Source organism: Brevundimonas faecalis (assembly GCF_040549405.1).
Lineage (GTDB): Bacteria > Pseudomonadota > Alphaproteobacteria > Caulobacterales > Caulobacteraceae > Brevundimonas > Brevundimonas faecalis.
Genome location: NZ_JBEPTF010000001.1, coordinates 562,595 through 580,782, shown reverse-complemented (window position 1 = coordinate 580,782; position 18,188 = coordinate 562,595). Strand labels below are relative to the sequence as shown.

General features: G+C 66.5%; 4 protein-coding genes. All 4 read right to left on the bottom strand.

Annotated features, from left to right (window positions below):
* Window positions 1–449: 449 nt before the first annotated feature.
* The 4 genes from ABIE19_RS02660 to ABIE19_RS02645 all read right to left on the bottom strand — a co-directional run bounded on the left by ABIE19_RS02660 (window position 450) and on the right by ABIE19_RS02645 (window position 18,157).
* On the bottom strand, window positions 450–4,079 hold the full coding sequence (locus tag ABIE19_RS02660) for a hypothetical protein (protein ID WP_354087570.1): 3,630 nt from the start codon (window positions 4,077–4,079) through the stop codon (window positions 450–452).
* Complete coding sequence (locus tag ABIE19_RS02655; protein ID WP_354087568.1) at window positions 4,076–12,574, bottom strand: SdrD B-like domain-containing protein; 8,499 nt, start codon at window positions 12,572–12,574, stop codon at window positions 4,076–4,078. Before ABIE19_RS02655 ends, ABIE19_RS02660 begins: the two co-directional genes overlap by 4 nt.
* Window positions 12,575–13,125: 551 nt before the next feature.
* Entirely contained in the window at window positions 13,126–14,160 is a 1,035-nt protein-coding gene (locus tag ABIE19_RS02650; RefSeq protein ID WP_354087567.1) for a helix-turn-helix domain-containing protein, read from the bottom strand.
* A 184-nt stretch (window positions 14,161–14,344) separates the two neighbouring features.
* The gene (locus ABIE19_RS02645) at window positions 14,345–18,157 is read right to left on the bottom strand and encodes an autotransporter domain-containing protein (RefSeq protein ID WP_354087566.1); all 3,813 of its coding nucleotides are present in this window, start codon (window positions 18,155–18,157) and stop codon (window positions 14,345–14,347) included.
* Window positions 18,158–18,188 lie beyond the last annotated feature (31 nt).

Here is an 18,188-nt window from a genome sequence, read left to right as displayed (position 1 = left end):
GCCTCCCTGCCCCGTTGATCCTACTCTCGTTCCGTCTGGCCTGCGCCAAAAGCAGACGTTGGACTACCTGCACAAACTCGATATGCGGCGACAGGACCCAAATACTCGAGCCCATTGCCAACCAACACTTCACTGCACCCCCTGCGTCACAGTGAGCTTTCGCGCGCGGGAAATTAACCAAACAAAAAAAGGCCAGGCCTTTGGGTCTGACCTCTTTTCTTGATCTTGGCTGCGGGAGCAGGATTTGGGCGATACCTCGCACTTCCCATGATGTTCAGCGCCTAAGAGCGCAGAATTATCAGAACCCCTGAGGATGCCGCATCACAGTCCGCCGGACAGATGCAAGAGTCCATGCTGAAAGATACCCGGGTCAAAGCGGGCGAAGGTTCACACCGTTCGCCAAAGCCCATCTATCGCTCGAGTCTATCTCAGCTGTGCGCCCCACCGCATCAGAACTTGCCGATCAGGTTCACGAACCAGCCGCGCTCGTCATAGCTGAGGTCGCCTAGATCGTCGGAATAGTCGGTGAAGTTGTAGCCGACGCCCAGCTTCATGTGGTCGCCGAAGTGGCGATAGACGCCGACCAGGGCGCCCAGACGGCTGTCGTGGGCTTCCTTGATCGACAGTTCGCGCACCTCGACCAGGACATCCCAGCGACGCACCACCTGATAGTCGGCGCGAACGGCCCAGAAGACCGCCTCGCTGTCGAACCAGGGCGCGCTTTCATCGCGCGAGGGACGCAGTTCGCCCAGACGCCAGGCCACCTTGGCCCCGACCGCCAGACGCGGCGTAAGCTGATAGGTCCCGTCCACCGCGGCGATGTGGCTGCGCTGGGCGTAGTCCAGGTTCTGTCCCAGGGCGTCCACCTGGGCCGGCGACGGCAGGTCGGCCAGATAGGTGTACTTGGCCAGCAGGTTCAGACGGTCATCGTTCACCGGACGATAGGCCCCGGCCAGGGCTAGTTCGTAGTAGTCGGCGTCCATGGCCATGCCCTGGTCGGAGTTCGACAGGGAGATATTGGCCTTGGCGAACAGGCGCAGCGACGGCGTGGCCTTGTAGGTGACCTGATTGCGGGTGGCGACCGTAGTCCGCTCGCCGACCGTGTCGCCCTCGTCCTTGCGGTATTCCAGGGCCGAGGCCCAGCGCAGACGCTCGCCGCCGTAGTCGGCCGTGGCGCCGATCGCCATGCGGTCGATCGCCTGACCTAAGGCGTCGGACAGGGAGCCGGTCTCGTAGCGGGCGCCGAAGGTCCAGGCCTCGATGGGACTGAAGTCCACGCCATAGGCCTGGGTCCAACCCGTCGGGCCGTCGCCATGGTCATAGCGCTGCTCGGCGAAGAGGGTGGTCTTCTGGCCCAGTTGCTGACGGGCGCCGCCCGTCAGTCGGCCCAGACGACCGCCGGTCATGGCGTCCGGGTTTTCTCCCGCCAGGGCATAGCCCAGATAGAGGCTGCCGCGATCCGTCATCGGGAAGTCGACGCGGACATCGGCGCCCAGCCCCATGTCGCCGTCCGAAACCTCGCCCTTGAACTTGAGGCGGTCGTGGACCTGGTACTCGCCGCCGAGACCGAAGCGGTCGTTCGACTGGCGGCCGCCGTCGTGGTCCAGGGTCGCCTGGACGAAGGTCCAGACGGCCCAGGGGGCGTCCCACTGTTCAAGATTGGACTGCGGATCGGGCGAATGGCGATAGCCCAGTGTGACGGCCGCGTCGGTCCGCGTTCCCTCGCTGGGCGGCGGAACATAGAGCGGGCTATAGGGCGTGCGCTGCCCCTGCTGCTTGTCCGAGCGGACGCCGACCGAGCCGAACCAGCCCGCCGCCGTCTCGCGACGCAGGCCGGCTTCGAGCGCATGGCGTTCCGTCAGACGGCCGTCGGTGACGTCGCCCTTGGCCTGGAAGCGCAACGTATCGCTGAGAGCGACATCGAAGACCCCGCCGTACTGATCCAGGGTTTCGCCGAAGGTCAGTTCGCCGGGCGCCGAGAAGCCCGCTTCGCGCGCCTTCCAATAGCCGGCGAAACGGCCGTCGCGCTCCAGGCCCAGTTCGTCCAGTTGAGCGGCGAAGGTCAGGCTGACGGCATTGGCCTTATCCGCCTCAGTCTGAACCCGAGTGAAGTCATAGCCGCCGGTCGAGGACAGATAGGCGCCGTCGCCCGGCCCGTCCGCCTGGGCGAACTCCAGCTTCACGAAGCTGTTGGGCGCATGACGGTACAGCAGGTCGGCGCCGAACAGGTCCTGGGACGCCTGGTCCTCGCCCTGATGATAGGCGCTGCCGCCGACCCGCAGACGGTCGGTCAGCCAGTGCTGCGCCCGCCCGCCCGTGGTGAAGGCGTCGGGCCGCGTCAGGCCCGGCGCGTATTCATAGGTCGCCACCACCCAGACCGGATTCCCGGCCAGGGACGACTGACGCACGAAGCCGTCGGAGCCCGCCGTCATCGGCGGCGGCTGGCGCAACACCACCCTGCCCTGCAGATAGTTCATCTCATAGTCGCGGGCGGCGATCAGTTCCTGCCGTTCCAGCACCAGGCCGGAGTCCTTGTCGCGAACCTCCAGGAAGACCCGCTCCGAACCCGGGGCGATGTCGCGGTTGCGGAAGAAGTAGACCGAGCCCCCGGTCGAGGCGAAGTCCTCGCGGCTGGCGATGGTGCCGGGATCGGCGGCGAAGGCCGTGACCTCCGTCCTGCGTTCGCCGCCCTCGGTCACGGCCAGGCTACGCCAACCCAGGTCGGCGCCGTAAAGGGTCCGCTGGTGACGGATCAGTTCATTGCCGTCCAGGCGGCTCTGGAACACGCCCCACATGGCGTGCGTGTTCTCGTTCTCTCCTCGGACATAGAAGCGGCCGTAGGTCGGGGCGTCCTCGACGGTGATCGAGTCATCGCCGTAGACCGGATAGTGCCGATCCGGGTCCAGGCGGCGCAGGACCGCGCGCGGGTCCTTCTCCAGGAAACCGTCGAACAAATCCTTCAGCGGCTGCTCGCCCGTGTCGGCCGAGGCCGTCAGGCGCCAGTCGTTGCGCACCACGCCCTTGAAATAGAAGGCCAGGCGACCGTCGATGAAGTCGTCGCGGTGGTCGCCCGCGTCGCCCAGCAGTTCGTGCTTGGCGGCGTCGAAGCTGCGCTTGCCCGCCGTGACGTCGGCGATGCCGACGAAGAAGCGGTCGGTGCGCGGCAGGACGATCTCGCGCATGAGGTCGACCGGGACCTGTCCCGGGCGCGCGACCTGAACCGCCACGGCGGCGGTGTCGGCGGGCACGATCTGCTGCATCATGAAGCGGCCGGCGGCGTCGACCGGCACCGGCGCCCCGAAGGCGGTCACGCGCGTAGCGGGGTCCTCGACCTCGCCGCTGACGGTCACGGCGGCGCCCTTGACGGAAATGGCGTCAACGACGCGCATGTTCTCGAACAGAGGCCCGGCGTGAATATCCGGCTTGGTGACATTGACCGCATGGGTCACGTCCAGCGTCGTCGCCGCCGTCTCGTCATGTCGACCGTCCGCGCCGTAGACACGCAGGACGTAGCGATAGCGATGCTCGCCCGGCAGGTCGCGATCCGTCGTCCATGAGGCCACGTCGCCGATCCGTACCGGGATGACGGTCAGGGGCGCTTCCTCGACGCTCTGGTCGGCACGGAAGACGCGCACCTCGGCACGGTCGATATAGGCCGCATAGTTGCTGAGAGTGAAGAAACGCACCGTGTCCCCGGCGCGGACGACCGGCTGATCGGCCACGATGCTAAGGAGCGGACGCAGGTCGAAGGCCGTGGCCTGGACGCGGACGTCCGCCCCCGCCAGGGCCAGGTCCTGACGGCGCTGGCGGTCGGCGCGCAAGTCGCCGCCCTCCCCGTCCACGCTCACGCGGAACGGGGTCGGGGCGCCGCGATCGGTCCGCTCCAGATTGGGGCCGACGCCGCGACGCTCGACCGCCGCGTCATCGGCCACCGGACCGCACGGACGATCCGTGTCCTGTCCGCAATAGACCTGACGCTCGCCGGAAGCGGCGTCCTGGGCCTGCACGCCCGTGGCCAGAGCGATCGCCGATCCGCCCATCAGCAGGGCGGTCAGCAGCTTGTTCGACGCGCGGATCATTGCACGCCTCCCTCATGAGAGGTGGACGGGATGACGGTCTCCTCTTCGACGACCAGTCGGTAGCGGCCGCGCTCGTCGTTCCAGCGATCCTGGAGACGGCGGCGGACCTGGGCGATGCGATCCCTGATCAGGTCCGCATCCTCTCCGCGCACGGCGTAGGCCAGGCGCAGGACCGAGGGATGCTCGGCCAGGGTCGCGATCAGTCCCTCGAACTGCTGTTCGAACTCCGGTCGCAGGGCCTCGCCGTCGAAGGCGTCGCCGTTCAGGTCCAGGCGGACCACGCGGTGCAGGCTCGCCCCGAAGTTCAGGCGGGCGAACTTGCCGCGCGTCAGGCGCACCGTCTCCGGGTTGCCCGAGGTGACGCGGTAGCCCGTCGGCAGGGTCCGGTCGTCCAGCTTCACGATGAAGTTGGAGCCGCGGTCCTCGTTCGGGATCATCGGGCAGGTGATGTGATACCGGCCCTCGGCGTCCGTGGTGATCAACAGGCCGCGCGCGGTCGCCAGGCGGACGCCCGGCAGACCCGGCTCGCCCTCGTCCTGAACACCGTTGCCGTTCCGGTCGTCGAACACCTTGCCCAGGATGTCGGTGCAGTCGAAATCCGGATCGGGGATCATTCGCACCGTGGCCTCGGCCAGGTTGGAGATGATCTGATCGACCGTCGGATTGACCGCAAAGGCGACATTGGTGTGCTCGCCTTCGACCACGCCCGCGCCGACCACCAGGATCAGCTCGAGACGCTTGGTCTCGCCTGCCGTGAAGGTCAGGTTCGGCCAGGTCAGCAGGCGTCCGTTCTGGATCGGTTCGACCGCCACGCCGTCGATGCGGGCGCTGCCCTCGCGATAGCGGAAGCCGGCCGGAGTACGGTCCGTCAGGGTCACGCCCGGCACCGTCCCGGCCAGGGTGTTGCGGGCCGTGATGACATAGGGGACGAGGCCGCCGCGAACCACGTTCACCATCGGGGTCGTCTTGGTGACCTCGATCGCGCCCTCCAGGATCGGATCCAGGGGGATGTTGTTGTTCACGACATTGGCCGACAGGCCCGGCGTCAGGTTCAGCGACAGGACATAGCCGGTCGTCAGGGTTCCGGTGACGCAGGTCTCGGCCGTACCCACGGGCGGCGGGCCGTTGCTGGTCGAGACCAGCATGGGGTCCGGCGTCCCGTTGACCGTCAGCGGTCCGGCGCAAGGCGGCAGGATGCTGGACGGCTGGATCGGGTTGTAAGTCCCGTTGGGCGGCGTCACCGACAGGGCGTAGACGCCCGCGGGGGCCGATCCGGTCAGTTGGAAGTAATAGAGCCCCAGGGCGTCGACCGTCTGGCGCGCCGAGGCCGAGCCCCCCAGCAGGTGCAGGGACGGATCGAAGCCGGCGGGACCGCTGATCTCGACCACGGCGCCCTGAACCGGCGTGCGGCGCACGGCGTCATAGACCACGCCCCACGGATCCAGCGGCAGAGACTGCTGCGGGATCGTCGCGCCCGGCTTCAGGGTGATGGCCGTCAGCTCGCGGTCGGTCAGGGTCGCGCCGCCCGCGTTGGATGCCGAGACCACGCCCTCGACGAAGCTCGCGCCCGTCTCGTTCGGTCGCGCGCCGCCATAGACCGCATTGTTCTGCGGGTGACGGAAACGCAGACCGTAGCCGGAACCGGGCGCCACGCCGGCGAAGGCGTAGCCGCCGTCGGCGCCGGTGCGGGCCGTGCCGATCAGCAGGTCTCCCAGGTAGAGCTCGACCGTCCAGTCGGCCTGGGCCGACTCGCCCGCATCGCGGGCGCGGTCGTGGTTCATGTCCAGCCAGACCGAGCCGGAGATGGCCGCAGCCGCCCCGCGCTCGCCGAACAGATAGCCGGTCGCCTCGGCCGCCGGCGCCAGGACGACGCCGGTGATGGCGTCGCCGCCGTCGGACACGCCGCCGGACGTGCCGGGCGTGTCGATGCCGTCGTCATAGCCGTCCGGCTGGGTCTCCGTGACCGTATAGGTCCCGCCCGGCAGATCGGTGAAACGATAGGTTCCGTCCGGACCGCTGACGGTCGTGCGGGTGACGCTTTCGCCGCGCGCGTCCACGCCCGTCAGCGTCAGGACGACGCCGCCGATGACCGGTTCGTTCGCGTCATGGACGCCGTTGTTGTTGGTGTCGTTGTAGGTCAGTCCGGCCAGGGAGCCCGTCCGCTCGCCGAAGTTGACTGCCGGCGGCGTCTGGTCGGGCGAGATCGTCACCGGCACGCGGTTGGTAGGGTTTTCCGGTCCTTCGCCGTAACCCTCCGGCTGGATCTCCACGACGACATAGTCGCCGCCACGGATGTCGCCGAAGCTGTAGGAACCGTCCGGACCGGTCGTGGTCGTGGCCACCAGCTCGCCCGAGGGCTTGCGCAGTTCGACCACCACATTGGCCAGGGGGCGATCCTCCGGCCCGTTCGAGCCGTCCAGGTTCACGTCCACATAGACCTTGCCGCCCAGACCCTGACCGCGCTCGCCGAAGGCGTAGTCGATCGCATCCACGCCGGTCGGCAGGGCGATGTCGTGGATGCGGTCGGCGTTCGCCTCGACCGTTCCGCCGACCGAGCCCGCGCTGTCCAGACCGTCGGCGTAGCCTTGGGGCTGGGTTTCGACCAAGTGATAGGTTCCCGACAGAAGATCGTCGATGAACCACTCGCCCGTCGCATCCGTCGTCGCGGTGCGCGTGACCGGGTTTCCGGCCGCATCCACGCCCGTCAGGGTGACGAGCACGCCTTCGATCCCGGCCTCGCCGGACTGGCGCACGCCGTCGTTGCTGGTGTCGACGAAGACGTGGCCCGCCATGCTGCTGACCGTCTCGCCGAAGTCCACGACCTGGGCCGCGCCCGGCGTTAGGTTCACCGTCACCTCATTGGGCGTCGACGAGCCGTAGCCGTCGGGCTGGGTTTCGCGGATCGTGTAGTCCCCGCTGGGCAGGTCGATGAAGCTGTAGGTTCCATCGGAACCCGTCGTCGCCGTGGCGATGACCACGCCGTTCTGGATCAGCTCGATCTTCACGCCGGGAATGGGAGGCTCGCCGCCGCCGTTCACGCCGTCACGCTGCGGATCCTTGTAGACGGTCCCGGTGATGACCACGGCGCGCTCGCCGAAGACATAGTCCACGCCCTTCTGACCCGCTTGCAGATCAATGCCGGTAATGGCGTTGGCCGCCGGGCTGGCGTCGAAGATCGTGTTCGGCGCCGCGCCGCCCGCGCTGCCGACGCCTTCGCGGCCGTCGGCGTACAGGGTCGGCTGGTCCTCGGTCAGGGCATAGGTTCCCTTCGGCAGGTCGTCGAAGCGATAGGAACCGTCCGCGCCGGTCGTGACCGTGCAGGTCCGGCTGGGGTCCAGGGCCGCGCGCCAGGCGCAGATGTCCTGGCCGTCCGCCGTCCGACCGGACAGGGTCACCGTCACGCCCGACAGAGCGGTTTCATTCGGCTGACGCACGCCGTCGTCATTGGCGTCGATGAAGACGCCGCCTGCCAGAGAGCTCGACAGTTCGCCGAAGGCGTAGTTGGCGCCCAGGCCGCCGGTCGGCAGGACGATGCCGCTGATGACGTCGTTTCCGACGACGCCGCCGACGCTGCCGACCGCTTCCTGGCCGTCGGAGAAGTTCGACAGCGGCGCCGTGTTCTGCGCCTGTTCCGTCAGGGTGTAGCCGGCGGCGTTCGCCCCAGGCACGCCCAGGAAGATGAAGGCGCCCGAGGCGTCGGTCACGGCCGTGCAGGCCGCCAGGTCGCAGACGTTCTGTCCGTTGGCGGTCACGCCCGACAGGGTCATGGTCACCCCAGGGATGCCCGCCTCGCCCGTATCACGCAGGCCGCTGGCGTCGCGGTCGATGTAGACATAGCCGCTGAGGCCCTGGCCCGTCCCGCCGAAGTCATAGTTGGAGGCCGTCGAACCGGCGGCGACCGTGATGTTCGTCACCGAAAGCGCGCTTGCGCCGGGCGAGGCCGCGTTCGGACCGGTCACCCCGTTCGAGGTTCCGCCCAGAGCGCCGACATAGGCGCCCGTATGGGTCAGACCCGGCGCAGGCGTGATCCCCAGGGTGTAGTCGCCGGGTCTCAGGACCTGGCAGACCGGCGAAGGGTCCGTCACATTGGGAAAGGCATACTGACCCGAAGCCGTCGTGGTGATGGAGCAGTCCACCGCCTGGCCCAGGTCGTTGGTTCCGGTCAGGCGCACGATCGCGCCGGCCAGGCCGGTCGTCTCCGTCGAAGCGCGCGCCGCGTCGGCGTTCGGATCCAGGAAGACCATGCCGCCCAGGGTCGAGGTCGGCAGTTCGCCGAAGTTGCGTTCTGTCAGGTCGGCGGCCGGCCCCACCAGGCCGATGCCGAAGCCTTCCGGCGCCGCACGACCGCGCGAGCCGGCGATCACGACCCCGCCGTTGGCGTCCAAGCCGTCGGACGCGCCGTTCGGCTGAACCAACTGGGTCACCGTATATTCCACGGCCCCCGAAGGCGGCACGTTGGCGAAGGCGTAGCGGCCGTCCGCGGCCACCAAGGCCGTCAGGTTCACCGTATTCCCGGCATAGTCCGTCCCCGTCAGACGGATATGCGGCGACGAAGCGAAGTCCGCCGGCGCGAAGCCGGTTTCACCCGCCTCGCGCATGCCGTTGTTGTTCAGGTCGCGATAGACATAGCCGGAAACCTGGGCCGGGCTGATTTCCTGGAACAGATAGCCGGTGGCCACCGTGTTCGCCGGCAGGGCGATGGCCGAGATGGTGTTGGTCGCGGCCGTGCTGCCGTAGGCGGCGTTGTTGACCGTCCCCCCGGCCGTGCCCGCGGTTTCATTGCGGTCGAGCGCGCCGGACGGCTGGGTCTCCACGATCTGATAGGTTCCAGCAGGCAGGCGATCGAAGACGAAGCCGCCGCCGCTCGTCGTCACGGCGGTGCGCGCCGTGATCGTATTGCCGAAGGCGTCCGTCCCCGTGAGGGTCAAGGTCACGCCCGACATGCCCTCGCCGCCGTCGACCACGTCGTTCAGGTTGTCGTCGCGATAGACCGTGCCCGCGATCGACGACTGGACCACCTGGGTGGTTTCCGTGTCCGTATTATTGGTCGTCACCGTGTCGCGGCTGATCTCCTGGTTCGAGCCGTCGAGGCCCGGCTTGATCTCGGCCGTGTTCGTCAGATTGGTGTTCAGAGGCCCCGTGAAGGGAGCCTTGGCCTTGGCGTGCAGGGTCAAGGTGATCAGATCGCCGTTGCCCGGGAAGACGCCGTTCAGGACGCAGTTGATCTTGTTGCTGCCCGTGCAGGTCATATTGGAGATCGTGGTCGTCCCCGCGGCGACCACCGCGTCTTCCCACTGACCGGCGACGTTCACGCGCTCCCAGCCGGCCGGAAGCTGGTCCGAGACGCGGATCTGTGACGTCGGCGACGGGCCGTTGTTGCGCACGACGATGCGGTACTCGACCGGCTGGTTGATCTGGATCGGCGCCGGCGTGACGCGCGTCTTCTCCACCACTTCCAGGTCGGTCGACGGAATGACCGTCGTCGTCTGCATGGCCGAGTTGTTGTCCAGTTGGCTGTCGGCCTGGTTGACCGTGGTGTTGTCCTGTTCCAGCGAAACCACATGCGCGCGGTTCTCGAAGGTCAGAGGCCCCGAAGGCGGCGGCGTCGCCGGATCGACAGGTTCCGCCTTCATGGTCAGGCGCAGGACCACCTGGCGCAGGGGGTCCAGATAATTGCGGCTGGCGTCCGACGTGTGGAGGCGGCACTCGATAACAGAGCCCGCCGTGGCGCAGCCCGCCGCTGGCGGCGTGTACAGGGTCATGCCGCCCGTGGCGCCGACGGGATTGACCTGAGGCTGGCCGACCAGGGTCAGCCTGTAGCCTGCCGGCGGAACCGGCGTGTCGGTGATGACGATATTGCTGGCGCGCGACGGGCCGAAGTTGGTGACGCGAAGGTCGTAAACCAGGTTCTCGCCATAGGGCATGGGGTCGAAGTCGGCGCTCGGCTCCTGCTTGGTGATCGCCAGATCCATGGTCGGCGCCGAGACGTTGTGAGTGACAAAGTTGCTGTTGTTCGCAGCATTCGTGTCCTTCGTCGGGGTGACGACCTGGGCGGTGTTGGTATGGCTGATCGGGAAGCCGGAGGTCGCGCCGCCGAAGGGGAAGCGCGGACGAACCTGCTGACGGATCTGGTAGGCTTCACCCCGTGCGACCGCTCCCATGTTGCAGGAAATCTCGCCCGTTACGGCCGCGAGGCTGCAGGTCGCGCCGCTCTTGGTGGTGGTGGGACTGCCGATGAATTCGAAGCGCGCCGGATCGATCGTGTCCGTCACGACGACGTTGGCCGCCGGATTGGGACCATTGCCGCGCACGCTGATCGTATAGGTGGCCGGCACGCCGACCTGAGCAGGGTTAGGCGACACGGACTTGGCGTTCACCTCGATATCGGTGATCGGGACGATGTCGTAGCTGGCGGTGGATTCGTTGTTCGCCAGATTGGTCTCGGTCGTGTTCGGCGACGTCACCGTGGCGAGATTGTTGAACAGGCCGCTTTCTACGGGGCGATTGATCCTGACGATCGCCGTCTGGGACGTTCCGGCCGCCAGATTGCTAACCGACCAGCTGATCCGACCGTTCGACGCCGTATAGGAAGGCGTGCCCTCGGTGGCGGAAACGACCGAGAAGCCCGTCGTGAAGCCGCCGCCGTCGATGAAGTTGGGCAGGTTGTCGACGACATTGACGGTGCGAGCGACATCGCCGCCTTCGTTGCTGACGACAAGGCGGATATAGAAGGAGTCGACGGCGTCGCCGACGACCAGGGCCGGCGCCTGGCTCCACGGTCCCGCCGGGTTCAGACTGACTTCCTTGACGATCTTCAGGTCCGCAGCGTCCGGCGTCGAACGCGTGCCGGCGCTGGCGCAATCGTTCAGGGTGTTGCCGTCAACGGGCAAGGCTCCGGAACCGCCTGTCGTCCCCGTGCAGGCGGTGTTGGTCAGGTCCAGGTCGGCGCCGGCGCCGGCGCGGGTCCGCAGGGTCAGAAGCCTGTTCTGACCGACCGCGAGCGTTCCAGGGCCTTCCAGGGTGCAGATGATCTCGACGCCGTTCTGGACGCAACTCCAGGGCGCATCGACGGATTCATAGGTCTCATTGGCCGAGACCACATCCCGCACCCGCAACGGATTGGCGGCGTCGTAGGTGAGAAGCGACGGGCCGTTGTTCGTCACCCGGATCGTGCTGGTCATCACCTGGCCGGCCGAAACCGGATTGGGTCCCTTGACCTTGCTGATGCTCAGATCCGAGCTGGGATCGACGATCCGGTAGGTGGCGTTGGCGGTGTTGTTGCCCGCTGTCGGATCCGTGATCCCGGGCGGCGGCGTCGTCACGGCCGAATTGGTCGCGGTCCCGGCGGTGGCGCTCAACGCCTTCACCGAGATCGGGAACGTCTGGTTCTGGCCGGTCGACAGACTTCCCGCCGTACAGGTGACGGTCTGTCCGACGGCCGCGCATCCCGCCGGCAACGGCGTCTGAATTTCGAATTCGGCCGCGATGACGTCGACGACCTTGGCACCCGCCACCGTCAGAGGACCTGTATTGCGCACCCCGATGACGATGTTGACCGTGTCGCCGACAATGACGGTCGACGGCATGGTCTTGCTCGCCGCAAGATCCGCGCCTGGTTCGATCGTCGTCACCACGGGGGTCGCGACATTGTTCGCCGGATCAGGATCCAGGACCAGCGGACTGGTCAAACCCACAAAAGCGTTGTTCGTGACTGTGCCGCCGCTGGCCAGGACCCTGCCCCGGACCGTGATGGGAGGCAGGGTCCCCGTCCGGGGCGCACCGGTGTAGTTGCAGGTGACGACCGCCGAAGCGTGCGAACAGCTCCAACCTGTCCCGTTCGCCGACAGGTACTGCAGGTCGCTGGCCGCAGGCAGATTGTCCGTGACCCTAATCGCCGCGGTCGCATCAGGCCCGTCGTTGACGGCGGTCAGCGTATAGGTCAGCACGCCCCCGCCCGGAATGGAGTTGTCCGGTTCGTTGTCGGTCTTCGTCACCGACAGGTCGGCGCCCGTCTGGACGGCCGGCGAAACGCTCAAGCTGTCATTGGACGCGTTCGTGTCTGTATTTGTAACGCTGGAGATGCGTGCCATGGTCGTGCGCGAGCCAGTCGTCGTCGCCACGGCCGAATATTCGAAGGTTCGGCTGTTGCCGAGACCCGGGACAAAGGCCGGCGGCAGGCTGCAAGTCAGCTTCTGCGAGCCGACGGCGCCGCTCAGCGCACAATAGCTGGGGAAGGCGCCGGGCTGGACGGTGAAGTGGGCCGGAACGTCCACCGTGACGACTGCGTCGTCGACGGTCTCCGGTCCGTTGTTCGTGACGCGGATGGAGAAGGTCGCCGTCGCGCCGTTGGCCACCGGGTCGGGCGTCCAGCTGTAGTTGGAAACCTGAAGATCCGCAGCAAAGGCCGAACCGGCCGTCACGAGGATCGCCAAAGGCGCCGCGATCCGCGTCATGCGCAGCAGCGAACGCTTCATCAGGTCAAACAGGTTTCGCACGTCTTCAAGCCTCCGGCTCGGCCTCGGACAGGAAGACGACGCACCATGCGGAAGAGGACGGCCTCGCTCGAGGTCCGACCTGCCGACGCCCGCCACGTAGGCAGGACCATGAATGCAGCCCCCCGTTCAGGCCGACTGAACCTTGGCCTTAGCTCTCACAGGTCAATACGGCCACGCTCGAAATGTAATTAAGTATTTGATTTTACATGATTTTACATTAGTATCGTCGTTACACAAAATGACACTCTTGCTGAGCATCCGTTTCCTTCCCATTGCCAAGGACGTCACAGCTAAATCACCGCCTTGAGGCTGGGGTCTGCAAACCGCCGTCGATATCGGCGACGCAAACGCGGCGCCGGACCAGGCCTGACACCATTCTGGCGAGGTCGATGTCCACTAACAGGCGCGGCAGATCTGGGATGAACAGATTGATTGCGGCGGCGCCTTAAAGTGCGAAGCGCTCATCAGCCGTGATCAGCGGCAGCACTCCCACCAGTAAGCTGACCTGACCTGCATAGCCGCGTCCTCAAACGCTCGGGTAATCGTCCCCATCAGCGCAACATCTGAATCCATTCCCACATGTGTTGCTTCGTCAGATCGCCGGTCGGCGGCGCTTCATGCTGACCCGCGAGAGAGCGCGCCTCGCGAGGCGTCACGCCGAAGCGAGCGCGAAAGGTTCGCGCGAAGTTGGTTCGCCAGGCGAACCCGCAGCTTTGCGCAATCTCATCAATGCTCTTTCCGCGCTGCATGGGGTCCCGAAGCATGGCGTGGGCCAGATCAAGCCGGCGTTCTCGCAGACAGGACGTGAAGCCGCCATGCGGTTCCAGCAGATAGTAAAGCTTGCGGCGAGATATGCCGAAGCGCTCAGCGACGCCTTCGGCGGTGATCGTCGGATCCGCCGCCTGGTCGGAGAGCAAACGGTGGATCTGTGCGGCCAGGATAGGGTCGAGCACCCTCCCCCTATTCTCCGGCGCGGCCGCATTGAGGACCGCCGCCGCAAGCCCGAGCGTCGGAGCGACAAGCGCCTCCGCTTCCTTGGCGCTCATGGTTCGAGCGGCGGCGAACAAGCCGATCAGATGATTGCGAAACAACCCGGCCAAGGGCGCCGAGCCCGAAATGATCCGAAGGTTCTGCTCGTCCGGGGCGCTGAGAAGCGGCGCCAGGAGCCTGCGGGGAATGGTCAGGTTAAGACTGTCGAAATCGCTTGTGGCGGTCGCATGCGGCTGAGCGAGGTCGGCGATGAGCAAATCGCCCAGCCCGGCCTCCGAGCCCCTTACGCCGTCACGCCGACCATGCCGTCCTGAAAGGCAGAATTGGAGCGTATAGTGATCCACGCCGTCCCGTCCGATCCGCGCCCGTGACCGATCGAAAGTCTGCGCGAGGCACCGATAAGCCGTGAGCACCACCTCGCCAAAATGGTAGGCTTCAGCGCGAACCTGAAATGCCGCGTGGTCGACGCACAGACGAACGTCATAGATCGCATCCATGCTTTCTCGCCAGGTGGCTAGCGCCTCCTGGCCTTTCATGCCGGCGCTGTCGAACAGGCTGTGCGGTATCGGATCGCCCGCTGGATGAGCCCCTGCCATTACCGTCGCCTCCCTGCCGCAAAGCTGGCCACGAAAGCCAGACGCGGCTGTCCGGACCCTAACGCCCGACGTCTCGCTCAGACAACGATATCATGAGACGCATCGAACCCTCCGGACGGCCATGCGCCGTCCGGAGGGCCCGGCCGGGTTCAGGAACGAAGACCCGGCCGCCGGAACCAAGGCGTCAGAAGACGACCTTGAACGCCCCGGTGACCGCGTAGTCGCCGCCCTGTCCGCCGATGACGCCGCCGTAGCCCAGGCCGAACTCCATGCGCGGCGCCATTCGCCAACGGGCTTCCAACCGGACCACCGCAGCATTTTCGGACTGAGCGGCGCCCAGAACTTCGAAGACGTCGCCGCCGTTAAAGCGGTGGCGGCCGACCGGATCCAGATCACCCCAGTTCCGCTGCCAGCCGGTCATGCCGCGGACCGAAAAGCGCCCTGTCGGGTTGGCTTCGAACCGAAGGCCGAGGGTCGAGATCACCGCGTCGTGGTTGATCTTCTCACCCGCCAGTGCTGCGTCTCCACCGCTTTCCACGAAGGCGTCGCCTTGCACACGCACTGCCGCCAGACTGGCGAAGGGCTCGGCCCAGCCATCACCCGCAGGCATGCGATAACCGGCTTCCATGAAGCCCTGCAGCACCGAACCGTCGTAATCCGCTTCAGGCGTGTCCTGGAACCCCGGGAAGACGATCGCCCGCCGCGTCTCCGTGACGGTCCGGGCGTAGCCGACCCCGCCCGAAACACGCCAGGTGCCCATGTTCACGCCGCCGTAGACCAGACCGTGGATGCTCTCAACCTCGGCTTCGCTGGCGCGGCGTTCGACCTCGATTTCGGACTTCAGGACGCCCATGGCGGCCCCGAAGGTGGCGTTTGCGCCGACCGATCGGTCAACACCCGCCATCACGCCGCGCACGTCGCGCTCACCGCGCGCAGCGTTGAAATTCCCGTCGCTGACGCCGCCGCCCTCGAACACCTGGACCCAGACCGCCCCCGAGCGGTCGGTCTCAGCCAGTCGGTCCAGCACCGCATCGCGCGGCAGACGGCTGTCTTCCGACGTCGCCGCGCGAGCGGTCGCGTGGACTTCTCCAGACAGTTGATCGAAAGCCCAACGTGCGATGTCGTCCGACGGCAGCATCAGCAGGGCGTCCTTGAGGGGCTTTCCGTCCGGCAAGCTGTCGGCGCCGCCTGCGGCGGCCTTCTGGTTCGGCGTCAGCCCCGCCTCAGCCAGCGCGCGCAGCTGGGCGAACTCCACATAGGCCTCGGTCGCCGTATAGCCGTCGCGCAGGCCGGCGAAGGCGGTCAGGAAGAGGTCGTCGAAGTCGAACTCGCCCGTCACGCCCTGCTGCGCTTCGGCGACCACATAGCGATGGTGCAGCGTCAGCGCGCCGACCTGGTTGAGCGCCAGTTTGGAGCCGGCCTCGATATCCAGCGTACCCTCGGTATGGAAAACATCGGAGGCCACGCCGCCGAAGTCGACAGCCAGAATCGAACCCGTCTGGAAGACGGAAGCCGCCGAGGTTTCCAGCGCATCCCCGGCGCCGCCGTCGATCAACCGCAGGTCGCCCGCATTGTCGAAACGCTCGAGACCAGTCCAGCGCGTGGTTTCCGCGGTGAAGGCGTCGCCGGCCGCGAAGATCAGGCCGCCGTCGAGGTTCACCACCTGGTCGTCGGCGCCCGAGAACAGGCTTTCACCGTTGCTGCTATTCCAGACATCGGCGTTGCTTACAAGCGAGCTGTCGCCCCAAAGCTCGACCGTGCCGAGCAGGACGCCGGCATTCTCGAACGTGATCGTCCCGCCGGAGCCGCGCACCGCTCGCGCGGTCGGCAGGTCCTGGTCGCCGCGGATGCTGCCGAAGTTGCTGATCAGGATATCGCCGCCGGTCAGGGAAGAGACGTTCACGCCAGCATCAGCGCCCTGAACCAGCCCGTGGGTCGTGATTCTGGTCTGGCCGGAGCCTTGATTGAGGGCCGAAACGCCGTTCATGGCGCCGACCGCGTGCATGGCCTCGATGACGAGATCGCCCGCATCTTGGCCGTTGTTGACAGCTATGCCGTCCTGCTGATCGCCGACCACCCAACCCGTCGACCGTACGACCGTATCGCCGCCGCCGAAGTTGTTGACCGCGATGCCGTTCTGGCCGCCGGTCACAGCCGAGGCGGTCACCGTTACGCCCGTGCCCTGGGCGGCGGCGTAGACACGGATCCCGTCCCCGCCGGCGCCGATGACCGAGGCCGAGGTGTTGACCGTGACGACGCCGGTTCCCGTATGGCTGGCGGACACGCCGTTATCACCGGCCATCACCGTATCGACATCGATGCGCAAGCTTTCGCCAAGTTGGCTGTTCGAGACGCTGACCCCGTCCCCCTGGACCGCCGTCACCACGCCTTCGGCGACGACCAAGGTCTGGCCGGTTCCGCCGTTATCAACGCTGATGCCGGCCGCATTGGCCGACACATTGCCCGTGAAGACCGTCAGACCGCCTGCAGACGCTCCATTGTCCACGCTCAGAGCCGTGCCTTCAGAAATCAAATCACCCGTCCGGATGAAGGTGTTCGAAATGCCGTTGCTGATCGCGACGATCGCCGCGTCGATGCCGGTCACATCTGCGACGTCGATGAGCATTTCGCCCGAGCCCGCTTCATTTTCTGCATAGAGGCCGGTTTCGTTCGACAGGATGGGGCCCGCCGCCCGGATGACGGTTCCGCCGAGCCCGGCGTTCTCGACCCGGACGCCATGATCGTCCCCCGTCACCCCCTGCAAATCCAGCGTCACGTAGCCGGACGCCGGCCCGGCCTGGACCCAAACGCCGTCCTCGAGTTGACCGATGATGTCGCCGGCGGCGTTCACCACCACTCCGCCTGAGCCGGAATGATCGACGAGCACGCCCCAATCGCGGCCGATGACGTCCTGCCCCGCCGTCACGGTTGCGCTCGTAGCCTGAACACCGGTCCTGACCTTAACGGCCGTCCCTGCTAGGCTGACGACTGTCCCATCCGTTTTGACGTTGACGGCCCCGCTCCCGTCCTGGGAAGCGCTGACGCCTGTATATTCCGCGCGAACATCCTGGGTCCAAATGGACAGGTTTTGGGCGAGGAGATCATTGAAGGCGTAGACGCCGCCGCCGGCTGACACCACGCTCCCTTCAACCGTCACCGAGGTGTCGCCCGTTCCCTGGTTCGCGACAGAGATACCGGTGCTGCCGCTTATGACGTTGCGGGTAATGACGGTGAGATCGCCCGCCGTGGCGTCATTGTGAGTCTGCAGGCCGGTGCTCTCGGAGAACACGTCGCGCGTCCGTATGAAGGTGTCGGACGTACCATAGTTGTTGCCGAAGAAGGCGGCGTCGACGCCGCTGAGGTCTGCGACATCGACGAACAGCTCGCCGGAGCCCGGATCGTTCGTCACCCGGATGCCGAGGACGCCAGAAATTGGACCTGTCGCCCGGATGAAGGTGTCTCCAGAACCGCGATTGATGACATTGACGCCACGACCGGAGGCGGCGACGCCCTTCAGGTCCAACGAGATGTCTCCCGTCGAATCCAGACCCGTCGTGACCACGACGCCGCGGGCGCTCACACTGGTCACGTCGCCCGTGGCGATCAGGCTCACCCCGCCGGGGCCGTTCTGGTTGATCTCGATCCCGCCGTCCTGCGCGTAGACCGACGACAGCAGCAGGTTAACGTCGCCCGTGCCAGTGACGCGGACGCCCTCGCCGCTCGAGTTGTCGATATGTCCGTTCCAGGTGACGTTGATGTCGCCGCCGTTCAACGTTTGAAGGCCCAACCCCTGCAGGCCCAGATCGGAATCGATCTCGCCGTTCGAGACAATGACCAAGTCTCCGGCATCAGAGGTGAAATAGGCGCCGCCGCCAGCCAGTCGCGAGCCTTCGATATCGATGTAGCTGACCGTGCCCTGGCCGTTCACTTCGAAGCTGGAACCGCCGCCGTTCGAGATGGTGTCGACGGTGAAGCCGGGGGTGGTCGTGATCGACACGGTCGGCCCGCTCAGGGTCTGGGTCGCATCT

Bases quoted from the DNA above. Each gene is read 5' to 3' on its own strand.
- ABIE19_RS02650 (WP_354087567.1), bottom strand. From the start codon at position 14,160: ATGGCAGGGGCTCATCCAGCGGGCGATCCGATACCGCACAGCCTGTTC.
- ABIE19_RS02660 (WP_354087570.1), bottom strand. From the start codon at position 4,079: ATGATCCGCGCGTCGAACAAGCTGCTGACCGCCCTGCTGATGGGCGGA.